Source organism: Terriglobus sp. YAF25 (assembly GCF_052113305.1).
Taxonomy (GTDB): Bacteria; Acidobacteriota; Terriglobia; order Terriglobales; family Acidobacteriaceae; genus Terriglobus.
Genome location: NZ_JBFRCY010000547.1, coordinates 1 through 3,209 on the forward strand (window position 1 = coordinate 1; position 3,209 = coordinate 3,209).

3 protein-coding genes are annotated in these 3,209 nt (G+C 55.6%); all 3 read left to right on the plus strand.

Annotated features, from left to right (window positions below; all coding sequences use genetic code 11):
• A partial coding sequence (locus AB4043_RS19805) for a hypothetical protein (RefSeq protein WP_442307865.1) occupies nt 1-218 on the plus strand: 218 nt, incomplete at its 5' end.
• 95 nt (nt 219-313) lie between these two features.
• On the plus strand, nt 314-1,504 hold the full coding sequence (locus AB4043_RS19810) for a glycoside hydrolase family 27 protein (protein WP_442302346.1): 1,191 nt from the start codon (nt 314-316) through the stop codon (nt 1,502-1,504).
• Nucleotides 1,505-1,640: 136 nt separating this feature from the next.
• A partial coding sequence (locus AB4043_RS19815; RefSeq protein ID WP_442307866.1) for a rhamnogalacturonidase occupies nt 1,641-3,209 on the plus strand: 1,569 nt, incomplete at its 3' end.

The window sequence follows — 3,209 nt, forward strand, 5'->3', positions numbered from 1 at the left end:
TGGATATGGCCCTCAACAAGAATGTTCCCATCCGCGAGGGCATTCTCTTCCAGCTCCGCTGCGAGGCCTATAACGTATTCAACCATGCATCGTTCAATGCCATCGATAACACGGCACGTTTCAATACGAACGGCACAACCRACTTTTCTACCTTCGGAAATCTGACCGGCGATCGCGGTCCACGCCAGTTGCAGCTCTCCGGACGCATCAACTTCTAGACGTTGGTTACCTCTTGGGTCACGGCTTCCGAACAGCCGTGACCCCCTTTTTTATCTATAGATCTCTTCGGCCGGAACCAATAAAGGGCTTTGTCATGTCTCTGTTGCATCGGATTTCTGTGTTCGGCGCTACTGCTCTGGCGCTTTGTTTTGCTTCATTCTGTGCGCATGCACAAAATAGTTCTAACCAGCTTGCCCAGCGGCCACCGATGGGGTGGAATAGCTGGAACCATTTTCGGAATAAGGTGGACGATGCCGTCATCCGCGCGCAGGCGGAGGCGATGGTCTCCAGCGGTATGCGCGATGCCGGCTACGTCTACATCAATATCGATGACACCTGGGAAGCGGGCCGGGACGCCAACGGCAACATCCAGACGAACAGCAAGTTTCCGGATATGAAGGCGCTTGCTGACTTCGTTCACAGCAAAGGTCTGAAGCTGGGCATCTACTCTTCGCCCGGAAGCCAGACGTGTGCGAAGTTTGAAGGTAGTCTCGGCCACGAGGAACAGGATGCGAAGGCCTATGCCGCCTGGGGAATCGACTATCTGAAGTATGATCTCTGCGGTTTGAAAGAGCAGATGAAGGCGGCAGCGAGTCCTGAAGAAGCTCACAAGATCATGATCGATGCCTATAAGAAGATGGACGTCGCGCTTCGCAACACAGGAAGGCCGATTGTTTATAGCCTCTGCCAGTATGGCCAGGACGCCGTGTGGCGTTGGGGCACTGAGGTCGGTGGCAACCTGTGGCGGACGACGGGCGACATCTCCGACAAGTACGCCAAGATGGCGGAGATCGGTTTCAGTCAGGCTGGGCTTGCGCGCTTTGCAGGACCCGGGCATTGGAATGATCCGGACATGCTGGAGATCGGCAACGGCGGCATGACGACGGACGAGTATCGGACCCATATGAGCCTTTGGGCGATTCTCGCGGCGCCGCTGCTCGCCGGGAACGATCTCTCCTCGATGACTCCGGAGACGCTAGCCCTGTTGACGAATAAGGAAGTCATCGCCGTCGATCAGGACGCGGCAGGGAAGCAGGGGGATCGAGTCAGCACCGAGGGGCCGATTGAGGTCTGGTCGCGCCACCTCGCCGATGGATCGCAGGCGGTGGGTATCTTCAATCGGCACCACACCGCTCTCACAACGACAGTCGACTTCCGCACCTTGGGCTTTACCGGCCCGGTAAAGGCGCGTGATCTGTGGAAGGGGGAACTCAAGAATCTGAATAGTTCCTTCCAGACTACCGTTCCTGCACACGGAGTCATTTTCTTGAAAGTATCGCAGTAGAGCATTTTTCCTGTAGGTGTAGTGTAGGGGGGCCGCATCTATGGGCGTTTTCCGTAATGAAAACGCCGCTGCACTCCTCTTTCGGAATACCCAGCAACAGGGAAAATGCTCTAGCAACCACAACAGGGAGCTCACGATGGATGCATTTCGCAGAGACTTTTTGAAGCTTGTGGGCACAGGTGTTGCCGGAGCATTAGCGCCAGCCGTCGTCGGAGCGCGAGCCATGGCGGCACCGGCTCCGACGACCACTGCAGGTTCACTCTTCGATGTCAGAAAATATGGAGCGAAAGGGGATGGTAAGACGATTGATTCGCCTGCCATCAATCGCGCCATCGAGGCAGCAGCTGCCGCGGGAGGTGGAACGGTCGTATTCCCGGCGGGTGTGTATGCCAGTTATTCGATTCGTTTGAAGAGCAATATCGTTCTGTACATCGAGCAAGGCGCAACCATTCTTGCAGCAAGTACACCGCTGGAAGGTGGGACGGATGGGTATGATCCTCCGGGTGAACGGCAATCCTGGGAGGAGTACCAGGACTACGGTCATAACCACTGGCACAACAGCCTGATCTGGGGCGAGGGGATTCATGACTTCGCGATCCTCGGTACCGGCCTGATCTGGGGTAAGGGACTCAGTCGCGGACTATCGGATAAGGATCGCCCTAAAGCCGACAAGCCAGGAGCGGGTAACAAGGCGATAGCACTCAAGAACTGCTTCAATGTTGTTCTTCGCGACTTCTCGATCCTTGAGGGAGGACACTTCGGCATCCTCGCCACAGGCGTCGATAACCTCACCATCGATAATCTGAAGATCGATACCAATCGCGACGGCATGGATATCGACTGCTGCCGCAACGTGCGTGTATCGAACTGCAGCGTTAACTCCCCGTGGGACGACGGTATCTGCCCCAAAAGCTCGTTCGCCCTGGGATATGCTCGTGCCACTGAGAATGTCACGATCACCAACTGCTATGTGACCGGCGGCTATCAGCTTGGGACGTTGCTGGATGGAACCTTCAAGCGGCATCCACCTGAGTTCAAGGTCGTTCCAACCGGCCGCATCAAGTGTGGAACGGAGTCGAATGGTGGTTTCAAGAACATCACCATCTCCAACTGCGTCTTTGAAAGCTGCCGCGGTTTTGCTCTCGAATCGGTCGATGGAGCGCTGCTGGAAGACATCACCTTCGTCGGCATTACGATGCGGGACATCCGTAACTCACCGATCTTCTTGCGGCTTGGCACCAGAATGCGTGGGCCGGTTGGAACCCCTGTAGGCACGCTCAAGCGCGTGATCATGAGCGGCATTACCTGTTATGGAGCGAATACGGAGCTGTCTTCTATCATCAGCGGTGTTCCTGGGCACTATATCGAAGATGTGAAGGTTAGCGACGTCTATATCCATCAGCGTGGTGGTGGCACTTCGGAGATGGCAGCGCTTCAGCCTGTAGAAAAGCCGAACGACTATCCGGAACCAAGAATGTTCGGCACGCTGCCGGCACATGGTTTCTTCGTACGCCACGTGAGGAACATCGATTTCAGCAATGTCGAGATCATCTCCGAGAAGGCGGATGCCAGGCCTGCCTTCTGGATGAATGATGTCGATGGTGTGGATTGCTTCCGTATCAAGACGAAGGCGCCGGAAGGATCAGCCTTTCATCTCCAGGATGTCAGTGATTTCCGCGTCTTTGGCTGCAAGTCGATCAAAGAC

What these genes read in the sequence shown, in the direction of transcription:
- AB4043_RS19810 (WP_442302346.1), top strand. Translation starts at nt 314, where the DNA reads ATGTCTCTGTTGCATCGGATTTCTGTGTTCGGCGCTACTGCTCTGGCG.